The 19,628-nt window shown below is 65.2% G+C and carries 20 protein-coding genes; 11 read left to right on the top strand and 9 right to left on the bottom strand.

Translation table 11 applies throughout. From position 1 onward, the window contains the following. Positions 1-35 precede the first annotated feature (35 nt). Positions 36-1,772, bottom strand: coding sequence for an FG-GAP repeat protein (locus EGD98_RS15110; RefSeq protein WP_220589190.1), 1,737 nt, complete (start codon positions 1,770-1,772; stop codon positions 36-38). 224 nt (positions 1,773-1,996) lie between these two features. Continuing rightward, on the bottom strand, positions 1,997-2,377 hold the full coding sequence (locus tag EGD98_RS15115; protein ID WP_220589191.1) for a nuclear transport factor 2 family protein: 381 nt from the start codon (positions 2,375-2,377) through the stop codon (positions 1,997-1,999). Positions 2,378-2,544: 167 nt separating this feature from the next. Here EGD98_RS15115 and EGD98_RS15120 point away from each other — a divergent pair, with 167 nt between their 5' ends. Both EGD98_RS15120 and EGD98_RS15125 read left to right on the top strand, forming a co-directional pair. Then, on the top strand, positions 2,545-3,585 hold the full coding sequence (locus EGD98_RS15120) for a zinc-dependent alcohol dehydrogenase family protein (RefSeq protein ID WP_220589192.1): 1,041 nt from the start codon (positions 2,545-2,547) through the stop codon (positions 3,583-3,585). 42 nt (positions 3,586-3,627) lie between these two features. After that, positions 3,628-4,854, top strand: coding sequence for an FAD-dependent oxidoreductase (locus EGD98_RS15125; RefSeq protein ID WP_220589193.1), 1,227 nt, complete (start codon positions 3,628-3,630; stop codon positions 4,852-4,854). A gap of 74 nt (positions 4,855-4,928) precedes the next feature. Here the strand turns inward: EGD98_RS15125 and EGD98_RS15130 are convergent, their stop codons facing one another. Continuing rightward, positions 4,929-5,498, bottom strand: a complete 570-nt coding sequence (locus EGD98_RS15130) for a response regulator transcription factor (RefSeq protein ID WP_220589194.1) — start codon at positions 5,496-5,498, stop codon at positions 4,929-4,931. A gap of 146 nt (positions 5,499-5,644) precedes the next feature. Between EGD98_RS15130 and EGD98_RS15135 the strand changes: the two genes are divergently transcribed. The 5 genes from EGD98_RS15135 to EGD98_RS15155 all read left to right on the top strand — a co-directional run bounded on the left by EGD98_RS15135 (position 5,645) and on the right by EGD98_RS15155 (position 8,192). Further along, entirely contained in the window at positions 5,645-6,082 is a 438-nt protein-coding gene (locus EGD98_RS15135) for a pyridoxamine 5'-phosphate oxidase family protein (protein WP_220589195.1), read from the top strand. Positions 6,083-6,127: 45 nt separating this feature from the next. Beyond that, complete coding sequence (locus EGD98_RS15140) at positions 6,128-6,541, top strand: DUF8009 family protein (protein WP_220589196.1); 414 nt, start codon at positions 6,128-6,130, stop codon at positions 6,539-6,541. Between the two features lie 203 nt (positions 6,542-6,744). Next, the gene (locus tag EGD98_RS15145) at positions 6,745-6,987 is read left to right on the top strand and encodes a DUF8028 family protein (RefSeq protein ID WP_220589197.1); all 243 of its coding nucleotides are present in this window, start codon (positions 6,745-6,747) and stop codon (positions 6,985-6,987) included. A 98-nt stretch (positions 6,988-7,085) separates the two neighbouring features. After that, positions 7,086-7,748: a ribonuclease H family protein gene (locus tag EGD98_RS15150; RefSeq protein ID WP_220589198.1), complete on the top strand. Its 663-nt coding sequence runs from the start codon at positions 7,086-7,088 to the stop codon at positions 7,746-7,748. Positions 7,749-7,940: 192 nt separating this feature from the next. Then, positions 7,941-8,192, top strand: a complete 252-nt coding sequence (locus tag EGD98_RS15155) for a DUF8015 family protein (RefSeq protein WP_220589199.1) — start codon at positions 7,941-7,943, stop codon at positions 8,190-8,192. 287 nt (positions 8,193-8,479) lie between these two features. Here the strand turns inward: EGD98_RS15155 and EGD98_RS15160 are convergent, their stop codons facing one another. Next, positions 8,480-10,735 (bottom strand): NADP-dependent malic enzyme, encoded by a 2,256-nt coding sequence (locus tag EGD98_RS15160; protein ID WP_220589200.1) that lies wholly within the window; start codon positions 10,733-10,735, stop codon positions 8,480-8,482. Positions 10,736-10,853: 118 nt separating this feature from the next. On the opposite strand from EGD98_RS15160, the gene EGD98_RS15165 reads away from it, so the two are divergent. Together EGD98_RS15165 and EGD98_RS15170 are read left to right on the top strand one after the other, a co-directional pair. Further along, entirely contained in the window at positions 10,854-11,354 is a 501-nt protein-coding gene (locus EGD98_RS15165) for a COX15/CtaA family protein (protein WP_220589201.1), read from the top strand. Between the two features lie 107 nt (positions 11,355-11,461). Continuing rightward, complete coding sequence (locus EGD98_RS15170; RefSeq protein ID WP_220589202.1) at positions 11,462-11,833, top strand: hypothetical protein; 372 nt, start codon at positions 11,462-11,464, stop codon at positions 11,831-11,833. Between the two features lie 97 nt (positions 11,834-11,930). Here the strand turns inward: EGD98_RS15170 and EGD98_RS15175 are convergent, their stop codons facing one another. The 3 genes from EGD98_RS15175 to EGD98_RS15185 are packed head-to-tail and all read right to left on the bottom strand — an operon-like array spanning position 11,931 to position 14,076. Further along, positions 11,931-13,430 (bottom strand): replication factor C large subunit, encoded by a 1,500-nt coding sequence (locus EGD98_RS15175; RefSeq protein ID WP_220589203.1) that lies wholly within the window; start codon positions 13,428-13,430, stop codon positions 11,931-11,933. Positions 13,431-13,473: 43 nt separating this feature from the next. Next, positions 13,474-13,845, bottom strand: coding sequence for a PIN domain-containing protein (locus tag EGD98_RS15180; protein WP_220589204.1), 372 nt, complete (start codon positions 13,843-13,845; stop codon positions 13,474-13,476). After that, positions 13,846-14,076 carry an AbrB/MazE/SpoVT family DNA-binding domain-containing protein gene (locus tag EGD98_RS15185; protein ID WP_220589205.1) on the bottom strand — a complete coding sequence of 77 codons (231 nt, stop codon included), beginning with the start codon at positions 14,074-14,076 and terminating at the stop codon, positions 13,846-13,848. Between the two features lie 158 nt (positions 14,077-14,234). Between EGD98_RS15185 and EGD98_RS15190 the strand changes: the two genes are divergently transcribed. Both EGD98_RS15190 and EGD98_RS15195 read left to right on the top strand, forming a co-directional pair. Further along, the gene (locus EGD98_RS15190; RefSeq protein WP_220589206.1) at positions 14,235-14,804 is read left to right on the top strand and encodes a type IV pilin domain-containing protein; all 570 of its coding nucleotides are present in this window, start codon (positions 14,235-14,237) and stop codon (positions 14,802-14,804) included. 60 nt (positions 14,805-14,864) lie between these two features. Further along, positions 14,865-15,572, top strand: a complete 708-nt coding sequence (locus EGD98_RS15195; RefSeq protein ID WP_220589207.1) for a helix-turn-helix domain-containing protein — start codon at positions 14,865-14,867, stop codon at positions 15,570-15,572. Positions 15,573-15,876: 304 nt separating this feature from the next. Here EGD98_RS15195 and hmgB read toward each other — a convergent pair whose 3' ends face one another. Both hmgB and EGD98_RS20835 read right to left on the bottom strand, forming a co-directional pair. Beyond that, positions 15,877-17,214: a hydroxymethylglutaryl-CoA synthase gene (hmgB, locus tag EGD98_RS15200; RefSeq protein ID WP_220589208.1), complete on the bottom strand. Its 1,338-nt coding sequence runs from the start codon at positions 17,212-17,214 to the stop codon at positions 15,877-15,879. Between the two features lie 126 nt (positions 17,215-17,340). Next, entirely contained in the window at positions 17,341-19,566 is a 2,226-nt protein-coding gene (locus tag EGD98_RS20835; RefSeq protein ID WP_236039489.1) for a PKD domain-containing protein, read from the bottom strand. Positions 19,567-19,628: the final 62 nt, after the last annotated feature.

Consider the following 19,628-nt stretch of genomic DNA (forward strand, 5'->3'; position numbering starts at 1 on the left):
GAGTCACACGAACGTCGGGGAGGCCGTGCCGTGAATCACCGCTGGAAGAGATACGCCGTCCCCGATCGGGCGGCGCTTCCGCCCCGTTCGTCCTCGGCACAGATGAACGCGGCGTCGCCGGAAAGCGCGACGTCGGAGCCGAACTTGTCGTAGGGTTCACCGTCGTCGGCGGTGAGTTTCACCAGCTGGCTCCAGTCGGTCCCCGAGCGGGTGAAGACGTAGGCCGCGCCCTGAGCGTCGTTGCCCAGCCCGTCGTAGACGTCCGCGCCGACGAGTAGACGGTCCCCGTCGAGCGATATCGCGTAGCCGAACCAGCTGCGGGGCGCCCAGTCGTCCGGGGTGAGTTTCGTCTGCTGGCTCCAGTTCGAGTCGTCACGGCTGTAGGCCCACGCGGCGCCGGCGTCGTCACCGAAGGCGTCGTCTTTGTGTGCGTCGTGGCTCGCGACGACGGCGGTGTCGGCTTCGATAGCCACCGACTGGCCCTGCCGGTCACCGTCGATACCGTCGTCACTCCGGAGGAACGCCTGCTGGCTCCAGGTCTCGTCCGAGCGGGTGAAGACGAACGCGCCGCCGACGTCGCTGTAGCCGCGGTCGTAGTCGATGGTGTACGGGGCGCCGGCGACGACGGTATCGCCGTCTATCGCCACGTCATAGCCCAGTCCGCCGGCGGTGTCCTCCAGGCCGGTTCTGTCGTCTTCGAGTTTCGACTGCTGGCTCCAGCTATCGTCCGAGCGGGTGAAGACGTAGACATTGCCATCGCTGTCCTCGCTGGTCCCGTCGGCCTCCGGCGCACCCACGACGACCGTATCGCCGTCGATATCGAACGCGCTGGCGAACCCGTCGTCGGCCTCGAGGTCGTCGGGGCCAAGCGTCGCCTGTTTCTCCCAGCGCCCGTCCGAACGGGTGAAGACACACACCGAGTCGTTCTGTTCGACCGCGTCGTCGGGCGCGTCGACGAGCACAGTCTCGCCGCTGATGGCCACGTCGTTCCCGATGACGTCCACTTCGTCACCGAGTTTCGCATCCATGACCCAGCCGTGGTCGGTGAGGGTGTAGACGTACGCAGCGGCCTCCCCGTCGGCGCCCACGACCGCCCTGTCGCCGTCCAGTGCCGTGGCCGCGCCGAAGCCGGCGTCCAGCCCACCTCTGGTGAGCGTCCCGACCTGTGACCACCGTTCCGCTGGGGGGACCTGCTCGAGGGAGACCTGCACGAGGTCCATCGGCGAGCCGATCTCGTCGCCGTCGCTGTCGGTCGCGGTGACGCCCTCGTAGTCGGCATCCGGTGGCTCGCTGCTGGATTCTGTCGACACGCGGTAGACGGTGTCCGTCTCCAGCGTCTCGTCGTCCTCGACGAACACCCAGCTCCCACAGGGCTCTTTCCAGGGACCGTGGTCGCTGGGGCCCCCGGCGAGTTCGACGTGTTCGTCCGCAGTAGCAGTGTAGGCCTCGTACTGTTGGGTCGTCTCACCGCCCGCCGACTGGTCGGGTAGCTCGACGGAGACGCCGGTCTCGCTGTCGCCGTCCTCGGCCACTCGCGTGACGTAGAACCTGTCACCCCACCCCTCGACGTTCGGGACGCAGTCGACGTCCTCGGCGCCCGTGAGTTTCCGATACGACGAGTGGCTGATGTAGCCGACTTCGTGGTCGTCGCTATCTTGCGCGGTGACGCTCCCGCCCGCAAACGCGGTCGCGAGCAATCCCCCACCCACGACTGCCCCCCTGCGAAGAACGTCACGCCGGTTCATCTGGTCCGCTCCCGTCTCATCTGACATGTGTCTGGCCTCGCCACGGCTACCGATTAGTTACGCACGATGTACGTACCAGTTCGACAGATGTAGACAGCGATACGATGCAGGTAGATGCATCCTACTACGGTTTCTGGAGCAGCTGCGGTCCAGTTCGCTACGTCCGGTGCCGTATCGGTGGTCCTGAGACGGGAACCCAGCGGCTACCGTCGACTACGGGGTCGGCGTAACTCTCCCGGTCGGCGTAACCTCTACAGTTCCGCCGCGACGCTGACGTGCATCCCGACGAACGACCAGTCGCCGCTGCGGTGTTCGAGGGTGCCACTCCACCGGGTGTCGAACTCGTACCGTTCGTCTGTTTCCGTCCAGGCCAGGCCCACGTCGTCGCTGAACCAGGCGACGGCGTCGCGCTGGGTGACACGCAGGTCCCGGCTGTCGACGGTCCAGTCGCTCGTCGAGGCGGTCTGGTCGCGCAGTCCTTCCTGGACGGTGTCGGAGCCGACCAGCCGCTCGGAGACGCCACACTTCACGATGGCGTCGTCGTCGGGCCGGTCGTCCGCGAAGAAGGTGTCCAGTGGCGCCCCGTGTCGCAGCGAGTCGTAGTAGTCGTGGATGGTGGCCCGGGCGTCCATAGCAGGGAATTCGGCTGGAGGAACTTATACCGTCGGCCGTCTCGTCTCGGACGGAGTCGTCAGCCCGCGTACGAAATACCGTCACGAGCGAGCGGCCGGTTTCGATGGCGACGATACGAGCGCGCCGAGGGGAGAACGAATTTCACACGGCGGGCCAAAGCGGCCCCATGCGCGCAGCTATCTACAACGGTCCCGGCGACATCACCGTCGAGGAGGTCCCCCGGCCCACCATCGACGCACCGACCGACGCTATCGTTCGCGTCACGCACACGGCCATCTGTGGCTCGGACCTGTGGTTCTACCGCGGCGAGAGCGACCGCGAGGCGGGCTCTCGGGTCGGCCACGAACCGATGGGTATCGTCGAGGAGGTGGGCGAGGCGGTCACCTCGGTCGAGCCGGGCGACCGCGTCTTCGCCCCGTTTCTCATCAGCTGTGGCTACTGCGAGTTCTGCCGGAAAGGCCTGCACACCTCCTGTGTCAACGGTGACTCCTGGGGCGGCGAGAACGGCGGCTGTCAGGGCGAGTACATCCGGGCGACCCACGCCGACGGGACGCTCGTCAGGGTGCCCGACCGGCACGCCGACGACGAGGACACGCTGCGGTCGGTACTTCCCCTGACCGACGTGCTGGCGACGGGCCATCACGCGGCCGTGAGCGCGGGCGTCGGCGAGGGCGACACCTGTATCGTCGTCGGCGACGGCGCCGTCGGGCTCTGTGGCGTGCTGGCGGCCCGGCGACTGGGCGCCGAGCGAATCGTCGCGATGGGCCACCACGAGGACCGTCTCTCCGTGGCCGAGCAGTTCGGTGCGACGGAGACCGTCGCTGCCCGGGGCGAGGAAGCGGTCGAGCGGGCGACGGAACTCACGTACGGCGGCGCGAACCACGTCCTCGAGTGCGTGGGCGCCGCCTCGGCGATGGACACCGCCATCGAGGTCTGTCGACCCGGCGGAACCGTCGGCTACGTCGGCGTCCCCCACGGCGTCGACGAGGACGGCCTCGACGTGTTCGGGCTCTTCCGCGGGAACCGGACGCTCCGGGGTGGCGTCGCGCCGGTGCGGGCCTACGCCGAGGAGTTGCTCGCCGACGTGTTGCAGGGGACGCTCGATCCGGCTCCTATCTTCACGAAGACCGTCGACCTCGACGGCGTGCCCGAGGGGTACAGAGCGATGGACGAGCGAAACGCCATCAAAGTGCTCGTAACGCTGTGAATTCGGCGTCAAAGGGATAAGTGCCCAGACCAATATGCAACGATGGCAACCACTACCACGGTTCTGGTCGTCGGCGGCGGTGCGACGGGCACTGGCATCGCACGCGACCTCGCCTTGCGCGGGGTCGACGTAACGCTCGCCGAGCGCGGTGGCATCTCCAGTGGGACCTCCGGGCGCTCACACGGACTGCTCCACAGCGGTGCCCGCTACGCCGAGGCCGACCGTGTTGGCGCCGAGGAGTGTATCGCGGAGAACCGGATACTCCGCGAGATAGCCGGCGAGTGCATCCGCGATACGGGTGGGCTGTTCGTCCAGCTCGCCGAGGACGACGCCGACTACTTCGACGAGAAACGAGCCGCCTGCGAGGAGATCGGTATCGAGACCGAGCTGCTGGACGGCGACGAGGCCCGCGAGCGGGTCCCCGACCTGTCTGCGGACGCCGAACGCGCGATGTGGGTCCCCGACGGAGCCATCTACCCGTCGCGGCTCTGTGCGGCCAACGCTGCCGACGCCGAGGCCCACGGTGGGACCATCTACCCACATGGGCCACTCGAATCGCTGACCGTCGAGGACGGTCACGTGACGGGCGCCTACCTTGGCGGCCACGTCGAGGATACCATCGAACCCGACTACGTCGTCAACGCTGCCGGGGCCTGGGCGGGCAAGGTGGCGGCCATGGCCGGCCTCGACGTGGAGATGGCCCCCTCTCGCGGCGTGATGGTCTCCGTCGAGTACGACCGGCTGGGGCCGGTGTTGAACCGCTGTCGTGACCCCGACGACGGCGACATCGTCGTTCCGCACGCGAAAGAGGCGGTGCTTGGGACGACGAGTGTCTCCGTCTCGGACCCCGACGAGTTCGAGGAGGCCGAGTGGGAAGTCGAGAAATCCGTCGCGGAGTGTGCCGACATGCTGCCGCCGGTCGCCGACGCCCCGGTCGTCCGGAAGTGGTGGGGCGTCAGACCGCTGTACGCGCCCGACGAGGGCGAGGGTAATCGACGGGGCATCTCACGAGGATTCTTCACGCTCGACCACGCCGACGATGGCGTCGAGAACATGACGAGCGTCGTCGGCGGGAAGCTGACGACCTACCGGCAGATGGCCGAGGCGGCGACCGACCAGGTCTGTGCGAAACTGGGCGTCGACGCCGACTGTGCGACCGCGAACCGGCAGTTACCCGGCGCCGAGGACGCGGCTCGGCTGGACGAACTCGTCCAGTCCTACGACGGACAGGGCCCGACCGACCAGGATGTTGTCGGCGAGGGGGAGTGAGCAACGCGAACGAGCCCTCGTAGTGGAACGGTGAGCGTAGCGACCCGTGGAGCAAGGCGCGACCCACTAGGTCGCTACTCGCTCGGGAAATCCCGGAACGCCGATTCGAAGTCGTCGATTTCGGTGGCGGCGGCGTCGGCCTCCTCGCGGAGGGCTTCGACCCGTTCGCTTACTTCGCGGTACTCCTCGTGGGCGTCGAGTTCGACTGGGTTCTTCTCGGCCTCGAGGGTGGCCTTCTTCGAGGCCATCGCGAAGTACTCCTGTAGCTGCTCGTCGTAGCTGTCCCGGGTCTGCATCGTTTCGACCATCTCCAGCAGGTCGCTCCGACCCACCGGTTTCGTCAGATAGTCGTCGAAGGGCATCTCGATGATATCGAAATCGGGGTCGACTGCCGTGACCATCACCACGCGGCAGTCGAGTCCGCGCGTTTCGATTTCGTCGAGCACTTCGTCCCCGGACATCTCCGGCATCTGCCGGTCCAGAAACACAACGTCGGCGCCGTCGACCAGTTCAAGCGCCTCGGACCCCTCGTGGGCACTCCGAACGTCGTGTTCGGTACCGAGCCACGCCGTGTAAAGCTCGGCCACGTCCCGTTCGTCGTCGACGACGAGAACTGTCACTTCCTCTGTTGCTGTCGTTTGCACCCTTTCACCTCCAGTCAGTAACCGCGTTCACGTTACGGCGATTTCAGTAGCCACCATGATAAATCCACGCTCGGTATTATCAGCACTGATTTTTCAGGTCGGTGCGACCCCAGAATAGATACCCCAGCCTCTGCTAGGACTATGGGATGGTTTCGGTCACTGGTGTGTGGTCACGCGAGGACCTCGCCGCGTTCCTCGAGGACCAGACGGCTCCCCTGCGACTTGGCTGTCGACGGCCCCGCGGTGACCTCTGGATGCTGTCGCTGTGGTATCGCTACCGGGACGGCACCTTCGAGTGTGCGACGGCCGCCGACGCCGACGTCGTCTCGTATCTGGACCACGACACCGACGTCTCCTTCGAGGTCTCGACGAACGACCCACCCTATCGCGGCGTCAGGGGTAACGGGACGGCGACGGTCACGACCGACGAGGAGAAAGCGGTCCTGCGGGCGCTCATCGAGCGCTATCTCGGCGGGACTGACAGCGACCTCGCACAGCGACTGCTCGCTCCGTCCCGCGAGGAGGTCCGCATCCGTATCGAACCGGATCGGCTCCACTCCTGGGACTACAGCGAACGGATGTGACTCGTTTCGTCGGCGCTTTGTATCGCGCCCACGTACGTGTCGCCGATGACTCCCGACCCGTCGGTGCTTCAGTCCCTCGCCATCAGCGCCGAGGACCTGCTCGCGGCGATGGAAGCCGACGCTGGTGGCGGGCCAGCGACCGTGCTGCGTGTCACCCCACCGTACAGTGGCCGGATGCGAGCGCGACTGCATGTGGTGCAGGCTGCTGACGACGAGGGGACGGTCCATATCCCGCCACAGGCGCTCCTCGACGAGGACGCGCCGGCGTATCCGACGCCGGACGAGACGGCCGACCAACTCCGTTCGCACGAGGACCTGGAATACTCGGTCGACCGCCACCGCGAGTACCACGAACAGCAGGTCGAGGACTGGCGGGCGGCGCTGCTCGACCACGTCGTCGACGCCGTCAGACTCCCCGAAGTTGACGACGAGGTAACCATCTCGCTGCTCGGTCCATAGTCTCTGGAGACCTCCCGAGCAGTACGTGATATCTATCATCAGAGCAAACGGCCTTAGATTGCGATATAAAATCTCTCGCCCGCTCTCCACCGCTCGTGAAAGGTTAACAAGGGGCCTTCTAGTACCGTGAAACGGGACGAAATATACCGAACTCTCTCTCGGTTATAAGATGGTGACTTCAGTACGTAGTGACAGGTGAAATCATGTCGAGTTCGTCAGTAAACGAACTGTTTGCCCTCGTGGACGACGCGGTCCCCAGCGTCAGCCGGACACTCGTGGCGCCCATCCGTGGCGTCGCGTTCTGGACGGCTATTGCCCTCCCGTTCCTCTACCTCCCGCTACTCGCGACCGGGCTCCAGTCCTCGTCCGTCAGGACGGCTTTCGGCGTGCTGGTACTTGCCAACGCCGTGGCGCTCCTCGTCGGTCACTCATACGCCAGCGAGTGAGCCGATCTCGGGACGGCGGCGGCGTCTACCCCCCGGTACGTCGGTTTGTCCGAAATTTCGGGCCACATATTTAATATCCCGCTTGTCCTACCTATCCTATGGCCGCTTATGGCCGGCCGACGTTACGAGACCTGTTCGATGAGTCACCGACGCCGCATATCGCCCATCCGCCTCGTAGCCACCACCGCGACTTCTACATCGCTACCGATGGCTCGTTCCGACCCCACAGCGGTGGGCCGGTAAACGGCGACCGGACACCGACCGAGTCCGGCGGACTCGGCGTCGTCATCGAGACGCTCGATGGCGAGCGCGTCGTCCGACTGTCGGTGCCCGACTGTGCCCCCGACAACAACGTCGCGGAGTATCGGGCGCTCCACCTGGGGCTCGACGTCCTCGCCACACGGGCGCCCGACGACGCCCGCGTCGGGCTGCTCATCGACCACGACCAGCTGGCCGAGAACGTCAACGCCGAGGTGCTCGCGACACACGGCTCGGCGTACGACCCGCCACACGGTATCAACGTTCCGCCGGCGACGGGACTGCACTGGCGGGGCATCCAGGCCCGCATCAACGGCTTCGAAGAGGTCCGGGCCGCACGCATCGCGAGCGACCACAACCCGGCCCATCCGCTGGCAAACGCCCCCGACCAGTACGACCACGTCAACGCCGAACCGGACCGCTGTCTCCGGCCGGAGTCGACCAGTTCGGAGGAGCGGGTCCCGCCGCCCTCGCGGGCCGACCGCGGCGAGGCGTCGGACTGACTGTCTCTCACAATTTCTTGACGAAGCGCTTCACTCCGGCCCACCCCTCAGTAGCCACTCATAACTTATGCAGAAGCAAAATTGTGGTTTCTCACCAGTTCGGCTGACGTTTGTAGAACGTTCCCCCAACGTCACACAGCTCAAATTTTAAGTGAGGGGGAAATATATGTCATTGTGAGAGGTGTTCCACGAATGAGCATCGGACGACGAACACGCGGCTCCGATGAACAGTACCGGAAGGACTCCTCGCGTCCGGCGCCGGTCTCGCGCTACGACGTCGTGCTCGCGCTCCTGCCGCTGGCTATCTTGCTTCCGGCCGTCGCGAGCGGCCTCCTCGGACTGTCGCTCCATACCGCCCTCGCCGCCGGCTCCATCTTTGGCGTTCTGGTGCTGGCCGACGCGCTCTTCTTGCACCCGCCGACGGGCGGCGGACCGACGAACTGACTGAGATTCTCCGGCCACGTCCCAGCGCGCTTACAGAGTTTCGAGGCGATAGCCCACGACTTCAGCCGAAAACCGGCGAAACGTTGATCATGCCGGCATTAGACGGTCGTGGTATCGAGTCCGAGGTAAGGATACGCACCCTTCGCGGGGGTAGATGAAGCCCGCTATCTCGGTCGGGGGCCGAACTGGCTCGGCCCACAACCCCACCGCCTACGAATGGGGAACCTCCCGCCGTGGTCTGCCCGGTCCGTGACCGGGAACCCTACGGCTTTAGCCGTGGGAGGATGTCAGTCCTGCTGTGCGTCCACGACAGCGACGCCTGCCAGATTGACGATATCTTTCACTTCGTCGCCGCGCTGGAGGACGTGGACCGGCTTGTCCATTCCGACGAGCATCGGGCCGATAGCCTCCGCGCCGCCCAGCCGCTGGAGGAGTTTGTAGCCGATGTTGCCCGCTTCGAGGTTCGGGAAGACGAGCACGTTCGCGGGGTCGTCGAGTTCGGAGAACTCGTAGGTACCCGTGAGGATGTCCTCGACTACGGCTGTGTCGGCCTGCATCTCCCCGTCGACGGGGAAGTCGACGCGGTCGTCGGCCTGCAAGTCGGCGACGGCATCCCGGGGCTTCTGGGTGCCGGCGTTGTCGACGCTGCCGAAGTTCGAATAGGAGAGCATCGCGGCGCGGGGCTCGACGTTGAACCGGCGGGCCAGGTCGGCGGTATGGCGGGTCACCTCCGCCAGCACGTCGGCGTCGGGGTTCTGGTTGACGGTGGTGTCGGCACAGAAGACGACCTGGTTCTTGAACGTCAACATGTAGACGCCGGCGGCGTAGTCGGCGTCCTCGGCGGTGCCGATGACCTGCAGCGGCGGGCGCAGCGCCCGCGGGTAGTGGTGGGTCAGCCCCGTCAGCATCGCGTCGGCGTCGCCCATCTCCACCATGACGCTGCCCAGGTAGTTCCCGTTCCGACACAGCTCTGCGGCCTCGCGGCGGGTGACGCCCTTGCGCTGGCGCAGTTCGTACAGCCGGTCGGCGTAGGCGTCGATGTCGGCCGTCTCCGGGTCCACGACGACTGGGTCGAACTCCAGGCCGAACCGACGGCGGGTCGCCTCAATCTTCTCTGCGTCGCCCAGCAGGACCGGTTCGGCGATGCCCTGCTCGACGAGCTGGTAGGCGGCTCGGATCATCTTCTCGTCGTCGCCCTCGCCCAGCACCACGCGCTTGGGGTCGCTCTTTGCCTTGTTGAGGACGACGCGCATCATCTCGCGCGATTTCCCCAGCCGGGCCTCCAGCTGCTCGACGTAGGCGTCGGTGTCGAGCTCCGTGCGTGCACAGCCGCTGTCCATCGCAGCCTGTGCGACGGCGGGGGTCACCTCGAAGAGGACCCGCGGGTCCAGCGGCTTCGGGATGATGTACTCGGGGCCGAACTGCAGCGGCTGGTCGCCGTAGGCCTTGACGACAGCGTCGGGCACGTCCTTGCGCGCCAGCTCGGCCAGCGCTTCGGCGGCGGCGACTTTCATCGCCTCGTTGATCTCCGTCGCGCGCACGTCAAGCGCACCGCGGAAGATGAAGGGGAACCCGAGCACGTTGTTGACCTGGTTCGGGTAGTCCGACCGGCCAGTCGCCATGATGACCGTATCGTCGCGGGCGTGTTTGGCCGTCTCGTAGTCGATTTCGGGGTCCGGATTGGCCATCGCGAAGATGATGGGGTCCGCGGCCATCGACTGGACCATCGCCTCGTCGACGATGCCGCCGACGGAGAGCCCGACGAACACGTCCGCACCGTCCATCGCGTCGGCCAGGTCGCCCTCCGGGACGTCGCGGGCGAAGGCCGATTTGAACTCGTTGAGGTCTTCTTGGTCGGCCCGGTCGGCCGTGATGACACCCGAGGAGTCACACATCGTGATGTTCTCCCGCTTTGCGCCCAGCGAGACGTAGAACTCCGCCGTCGCGATAGCGCTGGCGCCCGCGCCGGAGAAGACGATATCGAGGTCGGAAAGGTCCTTGCCCGCGATGTCGGCGGCGTTGACCAGGGCCGCCCCGGAGATGATGGCGGTACCGTGCTGGTCGTCGTGGAACACGGGGATGTCCATCGTCTCCCGGAGCCGGCGCTCCACCTCGAAACACTCCGGCGCGGCGATATCTTCGAGATTGATGCCGCCGAAGGTCGGCTCCATCGCCTTGATGGCGTTGACCATCACGTCCACGTCTTCGTCGGTGTCGAGTTCGATGTCGAAGACGTCGATGTCGGCGAAGCGCTTGAACAGCACGCCCTTGCCCTCCATCACCGGCTTCGACGCTTCCGGGCCGATGTCACCGAGCCCGAGCACGGCCGTCCCGTCGGAGACCACGCCGACGAGATTCCCCTTGGCGGTGTACCGGAATGCCTTCTCGCTGTCGGTGGCGATCTCCTCGCAGGGGGCGGCCACGCCGGGCGAGTACGCCAGCGAGAGGTCCCGCTGGGTGTTGGTCGGTTTGGTCGTCGCTATCTCTATCTTCCCGGGCGGGTCCTGGCTGTGATACTCCAGTGCGTCCTCGTCGAGTCCCATAGGGAATGCCAGTCAGGCGACGGTATAAATGTACGCTGGGCCATGGGCGGTGTCGTCGGCTGGCTCCCCGCGAGCGCAAAGAGCGATTCCTAAGTACGTCGAGTCCTCAGTGGCAACTATGACCACCCGTTTCCGCCAGTTGCTCACGGCGACGACGGCGCTGACCTTCGGTCTCATCCTGCTCGGGGTGTACACCGGGGCCATCGGCGCCGGCCTGACCTGTGGCGCGCGCTGGCCGCTGTGTGACGGCTGGATGGGTCTGTTCCCGGCCAACTGGGCGAGCTTCGTCGAGTGGTTCCACCGACTGGTCGCGATGATTACCGGCTTCGCCATCATCGGCTCGACCGTCGCCGCCTGGCGCGGTGACTACTCCTCGCGCATCAAGTACGCCACCGCGGTCGCCACCGTGGTGCTGCCGGTCCAGATATTCCTCGGTGCGAACACCATCGTCAACTTCGGCGCCCTCGCACAGGTGCTCCACCACACCGCCGCGCTGGCAATCCTGACCGCGATGGTCGCCGCGACCGCGTGGTCGTTCGACGCGCCCGCGACCACTGCCACTGCCGACACGGCTGCCGAGTCGGGAACTGATACCGACGCGACGCCGAGTTCGGACTGAGAACGCGGCTCCGCTGAAACTCACAGCATCTGAAAGGAATCGCGTGCTGAATACAGAGGGTGTGTGTATCAAAACTTCTTTTTCCTTCTACAGAAAATACAGAGGAAATGCCCTCCGATGAGACGTATAACTGGGTAGTTCACGCGATAGCTCCCGGTCTCACAGGTGTCTTCGTCATTTTCGTTATCCTCTACGGGTTGATCATTGCCCAGCAATTACTACTTTCTTTCTTGGTCGCGCTGTTTGGAATCGCTGTGTATATCGCATGGATAGCCCTCAGCTCTACAGAAAATACACGGGAAATGCCCTCCGATGAGACGTATAAATGGATAGTTCACGCGATAGCTCTCGGTCTCACAGGTGTCTTCGTCATTTTCGTCCTCTTCTACGGGTTGATCATTGCCCAGCAATTCCTACTTTCTTTCCTGATCGCACTGTTTGGACTCGCTTTGTATATCGCATGGGTAATCCTCAGCTAACCACCTTGCAAGATTCGCGCTGTGTATTCAGCACGACTGCTGAAAGATATCGTCGATTGAGGGTTTCGACGAGGTCAAATTCTCGCGTTCCGAGCCCTCACATGAAATCGGAGAGGCCCGACTGCTGGTCGTCCTCGTCGGCGTCGTCGCTGTCGGGCGTCTCCGCTGTCCCGTCGTCCGTCTCTTCAGTTTCTGCGCCGCCCAGCGTCGCCTGGGCGTCGGCCTCGTCGTCGCCGGAGTCGGCGTCACCGTCGTCTTCGTCGCCTTCGTCACCCGCCCCGTTCGCGACGGCGCCCTCGAAGGCGCCCCCGGAGTGTTCGACGGCCGCTTCCTCCCGCAGTCGCTCGGCGTCCTCGACGACGGACTGGACCTTGTTCGTGGACTCGCCCGAGCCCGTGATGAAGGAGACGTGGTCGGCCTCTAGCTCGTAGGTCGCGGCCATCGCCACGGTCAGTTCGCGGTTCTTGCAGTGGTGAGTCATCGTCGCGAGGAACGGCATAATCTCGCGGCGGGCCGTCCGCATGGAGACGCCGTCGGTGGCCGCTATCTTCTGGGCGACGTAGTCTCTGGTGTTGCGCGTCCCTTTCGAGCGACCGAGTTTCGACCAGTAGCTGGGCGGGCCATAGCGGGTCCACCCGCCCTTCTCCCCGTCGCGAGCGGCGGCCACCCCGGCCGTCATCGCGTCGCCCGCGTAGCGCCAGAAGGAGTAGTTCTGGGTCGCACGCACCCGCCCGAGCCAGCGGTCGGCGTCCGACAGCGAGCGGTAGGCCCGCGCGAGCTCCGCGCCTTCGTAATCCTTTGGCATGTTGTCCTCGATCCAGTTGATGAGGTCGTCGGGCGTCTCGTCGACGTCGTAACTGTCCTTCAGCGCCGTCTCGGCGTCGCCCTCCTTCAGCACGACATCGAGGTACTCGAAGATGCCCGAGGAGGTGTCCCGTTCGCCCGAGACGTAGTCGTCGGCCTCGATGCGGTCTCTGCCCTCGGCTGTCGCCTGGAGGTCCTTGATAGCTCCCCGTAGGTCGCCGCTGTTCTGCTCGGCGATGTCCTCGATGGCTGCGTCGGTGTACTCGATGCTCTCTTTCCGGCAGATGTCACGCAGGACCGGCACGATAGAGCGTTTCTGGACCGGGGAGAACTCGATGTCCTGACAGCTGTTCCGGAGGCTGTTCGACATCTCGTAGTACTCGTTGGCGATGAGTATCATCGGCTGGCCGGCCTCCTTGACCAGCGACCCGATGGCACGCGCGCCGCCGCGGTCCGAGTTGCCGTGGATGTTGTCGGCCTCGTCCATGATGACCAGCCGGCGACCCGCCCCGCCGGCAGTGAGGGTGCCCGACTTGGCGGCCTCGCCGGCCACCTGATTGATGACGTCTTTCGTCCGGGTGTCACTGGCGTTGAGTTCGATGGTCGGCCAGCCCATGTCGCCGGCGAGCGCGTGTGCCGCGGAGGTCTTGCCCACGCCGGGCGTGCCATGGAGGATGACGGCTTCGCGGTGGTCGTCCCACGTGTCGGCCCACTCTTTCAGGCTGTCGCGGGCCTTGTTGTTCCCCCGTACCTCCGAGAGCGTGCTCGGGCGGTACTTCTCGGTCCAGTCCATTGGTCCGTGGTTGGCGCGAGGGTCGTTTAGGGGTTGCGGAGCGTCACTCGTCGGCCGAGCGCAAATCCAGCCGCTTCGCGAATCCATTGTACGTGCCGTCGCTGGAGACGATGGTGTCGCCGTCGGACTCGACGAGGTGGAGCGCGTCGAACGGTGTGAACCCGTGGTCGTCGACGTACGTCGCCGCTGCGACCACTGTGTCCACGTCGCCGCGAACATCGAGGAGTTTTGCGGCGTTCGTGACGACTCGTTCGGTATCGCGGTCTTCCCGGTAGGCGACCATCAGGAGTTCGATGAGGGTAAACTGGGACGTCCAGAGTTCGTCTTCGTGGTCCCGATACACCGTTTCGGCCGCCTCGCCGAGCCAGTCCTCGTCCTTGATGAGCGCGAGGAGAAAATCCGTTTCGGCGTACATTCAGCGCCCGGCCTCGTCCAGTGACGCGTCGCGGGCCTGGTCTCGAAGTTCGTCCACGGTCTTGTCCACGTCAGCGAACTCCGCTCGGAGTGCTTCGAGGGGGTCGTCGGCGACCGGAATCAGCTTGATGCCGTCCTGAACGTCGACGACGTGATAGCTGTCGCCGTACCGCTCTCGAATCTCCTTCGGAAGCGTAAGCCGTCCCCGGTCGTCGAGCGTCGCATCGGACATACGCGTTCCTACGATGGGTATCCTGAAAAGATTTCCCCGGAATCTTCACTCTACCCATCAGTGACACCTCGTACTTTCGGAATCGCGTGTCGAGTAGCTGTCTGGGGGCTGCAGAGCGACGGCAAGAGTTCTTGTCGGATAGCGCGCCCAGACCGCCCGTGACACCTCGCCGCGTCCCCCAGTCGAGCGACCGCGCGCTCTCGCCCGTCGTCGGCGTCGTCCTGCTCGTCGGCATCACGCTCCTGCTCGCCGCCACCGTGTCGGTCACCGCGCTCGGATTCACCGACGAACTGACCGGGACCGCTCCGACCGTCTCCCAGTCCAGCGGGACCTACGACCGTTACGCCAGCGGTGGCGGGCGCTACACTGAACAGGTCGTCCGTATCACGCACGAGGGTGGGGACACGCTCACCGTGACTGACATCGCTATCGTCGTCGACGCGAGCGACGCCTGCGGGAAGACCGGCCGGCTGGTGAACCTCCCGGCGGAGGGCGACGACCCGCGACCCGCCAGCAAATACGTCCGCGGCGACGACATCTTCGACAACTCGGCGAACTCGGTGGAGGGCCCCATCGGCACCGACGACGGCGAGTGGTCGGCTGGCGAGACCGCCCAGTTCCGCCTGGCGATACGGGCCTGTCGCGTCGACGACGGCGACCGTCTCGTCGTCCGCATCGTCCACACGCCCACGGACGCCGTCGTCGTCGACCAGCCCATCAGGGCGTGAACCGCTGGCTCCGCCCCTGCTCCGGTACGCTTTTGTCCGCGACTGCCCTCCCGTCAGCTAATGGTACGGGGTGTCCGCGACGAGCTCGCCGAGAAGATAGCCGGCGAGGTCGCACTCAGCGACGACCCGGGGGCGACACTCCGGAAGTGGCGGACGGACTTCGACGTCGCCCAGACCGAACTCGCCGGGCGGCTGGACGTCTCGCCGTCGGTCGTCTCGGACTACGAGAGCGGCCGCCGCGACAACCCCGGCATCGGCGTCGTCCGGCGGCTCGTCGCCGCCTTACTCGACATCGACGAGGACCGCGGCGGCGACCACATCCGCCAGTACGCCCGCGTCCTCTCCTCGGGCTTCGACAGCGACGTTGTCCACGACCTCAGGGAGTATCCGGCGACCGTCGGCGTCGACCGGGTGTACGACGCCATCGACGCCGAGGAACTCCACCGCGGCGGAGCCGACACCGTCGCCGGCCACACCGTCATCAACTCCCTGGCCGCCATCACCCGGCTCTCCTCGGACCAGTTCCACCAGCTCTACGGCCAGTCGACCAACCGGGCCCTGGTGTTTACAGGCGTCACCCGCGGCGAGTCGCCGTTGGTGGCGATGCGGGTCCTCTCGCCGACGCCCAGCGCCGTCGTCCTGCACGGCCTCGACAGCGACGACATCTGGGAACACGCCCCGGATCTGGCCCGCATCGACGACGTCTCGCTGGCCGTCACCGACGCCGACCTGGAGACGGTGCTTTCCGGGCTCCGTGGGCTGCCCTGAAAAACAGTCGCGAGAGCGCGTTTGGAAGTGTTTAGCAGCGGTTTGTTCTGAGAGCCAGAAAGCCCCGACGGGCTACACTCGGGGGGCTCGCTGCGCTCCTCAGCCTTCGGCCTGCGGTGCTTGCTTCGCCCGCCTTCGTGTAGCAAGCGAGGTCGGCTCCGCCGACCTCGTTAAACGTGGCGGCGTAGCCGCCACGCAGCCGCCCCTTTCTGGCTGTTCGCTAGGTGGTTTAGTGCAGTTGCTAGCGGAGCTTTTTGGCTGTCACGAGTCCTGTTCTCGTCACGAGAGACAGCTCAAAACCGGACTACTCCACGTACTTGTACGTCCGCTCGCCCATCCGCCCCCAGCCGTCGAAGACGAACTCCTCGCTGGGGTCGGTGAAGGCCTCGGCGTCGGCCTCGGTGTCGTGGTTGTGGACGTCGTGAATCTGCTCGTACTCTTCGAAAGACATCTCGTAGCGGGTCCGAATCTGTTCGTCGATGTTGAGCTGGGCGATTTCGTCCTCCCAGCCCTCGACCACTTTCTCGGCGTGGACTTCGGCCTGGGCGCCGGAGCCGTAGGAGGCCACCAGCAGCTCCGTGCCGTCGAGGTCGCGACCGTTCTCGCGGGCGTGTTTCAGCCCGGCGGCGCGGGCGATGTGGACCGACCCGGTGTACCAGTTCCCGACGTGTCGGGATATCTCGAGTGTCGGGTCGATGGTCTCGCCGTACCACGCCTGGTAGCGTTCGGTCTCGGTCAGCGAGTCGGTGTACTCACGGATGGCCTCGTAGAACTCGTCGTCGCTGTCGAAGGCTTCGGGGACCGGCTGGTAGCCGATCTCCTCGGCGAGTTCGTCCTCGATTTCCGTGTCGCGGATGATGTGCCGGTAGCCCAGCGCGGCGGCCTTCCGGACCATCCCTGGGAACGGGGTGTGAAACGGGATGAGCGGGTAGTCCTCGGGGTGGATGTCGCCGGAGACCGAGGCGAAGTCGTCGAGCGCCTCGCGCATCCGCGCCAGGTAGACGTTTACCGACCGTTTCCCGTCGACGGAGGGGAACTGCTGGTTCGGTTTGAGGAAGTCCGTCTCGTCGGCGCTGCCAAAGCCCTGCTCGGGCGAGAGTTCCAGGAGGTCGGGGTCCTCGGCGACCAGCATCGCCACGGCCCCGGCACCCTGGGTGGCCTCGCCGGGGTCGTCGCGGGCATACAGTGCCGTGTCGGTGGCGATGACGATGGCCGCGCGGCCACGGTGCCGGTCGGCGCGAATCCAGTTGTACGCGTCGTCTAAGCTCTGGGTGCCCGAGATACAGGCGAACTTCCGCTCGCCCTTGTTGGCGTGGTGGAAGTCGCCGTCGTACACCTTCTCCAGACAGCCCGCGACGTAGGTGGAGACGGGCTTGGAGTTGTCGAAAGAGGACTCCGTCGCCACGTCGATGCGGCCGATATCCTCGGGTTCGAGGCCCTTGCGGTCCATCAGTCGGTGGGCGGCGTTGGCCGCCATCGTCACGATGTCCTCGTGGACATCTGGGAACGACGAGGCGTGCAGGCCCAGCCCTTTCGTGTACTTACCGGGGTCGTCGCCCTGTGCGGGCGCGAACGTCTCCGCGAGGTCCAGTTTCAGCTTTCCTGTCCAGATCTCCATCGCGTCGATGCCGACTGCAGTCATTGCCGGAAGGTCAGCGTGTACGTATAAATGGCTGTCGACCACTAGTTCGACGATTGTGGTATCGTACTGCGAGCTAGTCGCACCTCGGCGCTTGCCAGCCTTAATTTTCAGCCATTCTGAACATTATCACGGACTAAGCACAAACTGCGCTGTACTTCCATCACCGAATGTCAGTGTGATAGTCACCTGATCACCGCTCATTGAGACTGTCTGGCTATTCACGCCAGCGTCACGTCTGAACTGTCCCAGGCTGAACTGTTCGGTGCTGGTTCCGCTGATTGTCGCATCAGTGTCAAGGGGTTCCGTCGCTCCGCCGATATTGAGACGAGTATCAAGTGAACCGCCAGCACCCTCGAATTCGGTTCCATCGTCGCGGTCCTCGACGTAATCTGCGTTGGCGGTGGTACTGTCTACCGAAATGTTAGTAATACTCACACTGCTGCTTCCGGAGTTGGTCAGACTGAACTGGATTTTTGCCCCATCGGGTCCGGCCGTTCCGTTCGAGTTCGGCGCGACGGACACCTGACTTGCCTGTGATCCCACCGTCACCGTCTGCGTCGTCGTGTCTGATGCTCCGTTCCCGTCACTGACAGTCAGTGAGACGGTGTAGCTCCCGCTGGCTGAGTAGGTGTGACTGATAGTCTCGGATGTCGTGGTGTCGGTGCTCCCATCGTCCCAGTCCCAGCTATAGGTGAGCGAATCACCGTCGGGGTCGCTGGAGCCGCTCGCGTCGAACGTCGCCGATTCGCCCGGGTTCGGACTCGACGGCGAGTAGGTGAAGCTGGCAGTCGGAGCGCCGTTGCCACCACCAGAACTCACGTTCTGGACAGTCAGATTGAACACGTCGCTCGCGCCACCGCTGGCCGTGTAGACGCCGACGGTACCGTTCTCGCTGGCAGTGATGTCGGTCGTCGCCTGCCCGTTCGAGTCAGTCGACGTGTCGGTCGGCAAGAGGCTCCCGATAGCTGTGTCGTTCACAGCGAACTCCACGTCGAAGCCGCTGAGAGCCGGCGTCGTTCCAGCCCGGAGCGTCAGCGTCGAGTCGCTACTTCCCCCGACATCCCAGGTACACCCGGCCGCCGAGCAGTCCGCGAGGGCCTCGCTGGTGGTGTAGTCGCTCGGGTCAGCCCACGACAGAGTGTACGCGCCGCCGCCCCCACCGCCACCGCCGCCCCTTGCCGGCGCCTCGACGGTCACGTTCATCGAGACGTTCTGGGGCGTCGAGCCGTTCAGGCCGGTCCCGCTGTCGGTGTAGCTGAACTCGATTTCCTGGGCGCCGGTCGCACTCGTGGGCGCCTCGTAGACGAACGTCACCTGTCCGTCCTGATCCGGCGTCTTCGCGTTCGACCGGAGCGACCCGCTCCCGGCGACCGACCCGTTGACGGTCAACTCGGCGGCGTCGGCCGGCGGGTTGTTGAACCGGTCGCGCACTTCGAGCGTCAGTTCGGTGGTCTCGCCCTGGGTGACGGTTGTCCCGTCGCCGTCGACGTCGGTCAGGTAGGCGGCGTTTTCGCCGGTGACGCCCGCCCCGACGCCGACTTTCGTCAGCTTGAGGCTGTAGGTCCGCTTTGGCTCGAGTTCGACGTTGACGTTATAGAACCCGTTCCCACCGGGGGTGCTCGTCACGCTCCTGACGGTCGACTGGGAGGTCTCCAGGACGTCCCAGTACGCCGCCGACCGCTGGGAACTGAAGGTTATGTTGACTGGCCCGGTGCTATCGTTGGTCAGCCTGACCCGCTCGGTCGAGCTACTCACCGACCGAACATCGACGGACGTGGACTGCGTCGAGGATGCCGAGACACTGCCGTTGATGACCACGAGCGAGATGTCGGTCCCGTCGATGAAGGACTGGTCCGCGAGCGTGATGTTGCCTGTCGGGAACTGGTTGTAGAGAACGGTCTGTTCGTACGTTGTGGTCGGCGAGTTGGCGTAGACGTTGTAGTTGGGTCGGTACCTGATAGCGCCGGTGTTGTAGCGCTGGCTCTCGTTCCAGAAGTCGCCCGTCTCGCCTGCCGCCTGGGCGTTCGTTATCCGCAGCGCCACACTCTCATCCGTCGTCCCGACGGTGTTCAGCGACCCCGACGGCGGGCTGGGATTGCGGGCCACCAGCCGACTGGGATAGCGAGTGCCCAGTTGGACGGAGACGCTCCGGTCCTCGCCGGCCGAGACGATGGCGTTACGGAGGTCCTGCATATCCGATTGGACCTGCTGGTTGTGGTTGAACTCCACCCCGCGGTTCTGGTTGGGGACGACGAAGGCCTGATAGCTCGCGAAGGCGATGATGAGGACGGCAAACAGCAACACGGCACCGATCTGGATAGACTGCCCTCGCCGGTCCCCGACCAAATCCATGCCGACTACTTACGTGGTGGTACGTAAAAACCTACCCGCCAGCTAGTGGACGCGAAAACGAC

The sequence above is a fragment of the Haloarcula salinisoli genome (genome assembly GCF_019599405.1).
Taxonomy (GTDB): domain Archaea; phylum Halobacteriota; class Halobacteria; order Halobacteriales; family Haloarculaceae; genus Haloarcula; species Haloarcula salinisoli.

What these genes read in the sequence shown, in the direction of transcription:
- EGD98_RS15110 (WP_220589190.1), bottom strand. Translation starts at nt 1,772, where the DNA reads ATGTCAGATGAGACGGGAGCGGACCAGATGAACCGGCGTGACGTTCTT.
- EGD98_RS15115 (WP_220589191.1), bottom strand. Translation starts at nt 2,377, where the DNA reads ATGGACGCCCGGGCCACCATCCACGACTACTACGACTCGCTGCGACAC.
- EGD98_RS15120 (WP_220589192.1), top strand. Translation starts at nt 2,545, where the DNA reads ATGCGCGCAGCTATCTACAACGGTCCCGGCGACATCACCGTCGAGGAG.
- EGD98_RS15125 (WP_220589193.1), top strand. Translation starts at nt 3,628, where the DNA reads ATGGCAACCACTACCACGGTTCTGGTCGTCGGCGGCGGTGCGACGGGC.
- EGD98_RS15135 (WP_220589195.1), top strand. Translation starts at nt 5,645, where the DNA reads ATGGTTTCGGTCACTGGTGTGTGGTCACGCGAGGACCTCGCCGCGTTC.
- EGD98_RS15140 (WP_220589196.1), top strand. Translation starts at nt 6,128, where the DNA reads ATGACTCCCGACCCGTCGGTGCTTCAGTCCCTCGCCATCAGCGCCGAG.
- EGD98_RS15145 (WP_220589197.1), top strand. Translation starts at nt 6,745, where the DNA reads ATGTCGAGTTCGTCAGTAAACGAACTGTTTGCCCTCGTGGACGACGCG.
- EGD98_RS15150 (WP_220589198.1), top strand. Translation starts at nt 7,086, where the DNA reads ATGGCCGCTTATGGCCGGCCGACGTTACGAGACCTGTTCGATGAGTCA.
- EGD98_RS15155 (WP_220589199.1), top strand. Translation starts at nt 7,941, where the DNA reads ATGAGCATCGGACGACGAACACGCGGCTCCGATGAACAGTACCGGAAG.
- EGD98_RS15160 (WP_220589200.1), bottom strand. Translation starts at nt 10,735, where the DNA reads ATGGGACTCGACGAGGACGCACTGGAGTATCACAGCCAGGACCCGCCC.
- EGD98_RS15165 (WP_220589201.1), top strand. Translation starts at nt 10,854, where the DNA reads ATGACCACCCGTTTCCGCCAGTTGCTCACGGCGACGACGGCGCTGACC.
- EGD98_RS15170 (WP_220589202.1), top strand. Translation starts at nt 11,462, where the DNA reads ATGCCCTCCGATGAGACGTATAACTGGGTAGTTCACGCGATAGCTCCC.
- EGD98_RS15175 (WP_220589203.1), bottom strand. Translation starts at nt 13,430, where the DNA reads ATGGACTGGACCGAGAAGTACCGCCCGAGCACGCTCTCGGAGGTACGG.
- EGD98_RS15180 (WP_220589204.1), bottom strand. Translation starts at nt 13,845, where the DNA reads ATGTACGCCGAAACGGATTTTCTCCTCGCGCTCATCAAGGACGAGGAC.
- EGD98_RS15185 (WP_220589205.1), bottom strand. Translation starts at nt 14,076, where the DNA reads ATGTCCGATGCGACGCTCGACGACCGGGGACGGCTTACGCTTCCGAAG.
- EGD98_RS15195 (WP_220589207.1), top strand. Translation starts at nt 14,865, where the DNA reads ATGGTACGGGGTGTCCGCGACGAGCTCGCCGAGAAGATAGCCGGCGAG.
- hmgB (WP_220589208.1), bottom strand. Translation starts at nt 17,214, where the DNA reads ATGACTGCAGTCGGCATCGACGCGATGGAGATCTGGACAGGAAAGCTG.
- EGD98_RS20835 (WP_236039489.1), bottom strand. Translation starts at nt 19,566, where the DNA reads ATGGATTTGGTCGGGGACCGGCGAGGGCAGTCTATCCAGATCGGTGCC.